This is a genomic window from Aeromonas aquatilis, assembly GCF_054052405.1.
Genome location: NZ_JBSTYP010000179.1, coordinates 1 through 407 on the forward strand (window position 1 = coordinate 1; position 407 = coordinate 407).

Genomic DNA, 407 nt, shown 5'->3' on the forward strand with positions numbered 1-407 from the left:
GCCCGTTTGCCCAATTGCGGGCGTTTTCCCTTGTAGGGTCTCAGTCGCAAGTCCATCTTGGCCTCCTTGTTTTCGGCCATTCTAGCAATCTGGAACCTGCTTCTGTGGATAAGTTTGTATAAAAGCTGTGGCTGGATATGAATAACTAAAAAAGTGCAGTTTTTTGCAATTTTATTGCAGATAAGGGGTTGCCAGAAAGAATCCGTTCCCTATAATGCGCCTCCATCGACAGGGCAAGCGGCAACGTAGAAAGCCAAGTCGATAACCTCGAAAAGCCTTTGCAAATAAGGCTTGACTCGAGAGGGCGGTTGAGTAAAATTCCACTCCCGCAGCAACGAACTGTTGCGTCGCTCTTTAACAATTTGAATCAAGCAATCTGTGTGGGCACTCACAGCATCGAACATCAA

General features: G+C 46.7%; 1 protein-coding gene and 1 pseudogene. Both read right to left on the reverse strand.

Going from position 1 to position 407, the window contains the following annotated elements; genetic code table 11:
- Window positions 1-80 (reverse strand): annotated as a pseudogene (locus ACW5W8_RS23900) (gamma carbonic anhydrase family protein); the annotation flags it as partial.
- Between the two features lie 129 nt (window positions 81-209).
- The coding region (locus ACW5W8_RS23905; RefSeq protein WP_498630899.1) for a hypothetical protein at window positions 210-407 on the reverse strand (198 nt) is incomplete at its 5' end.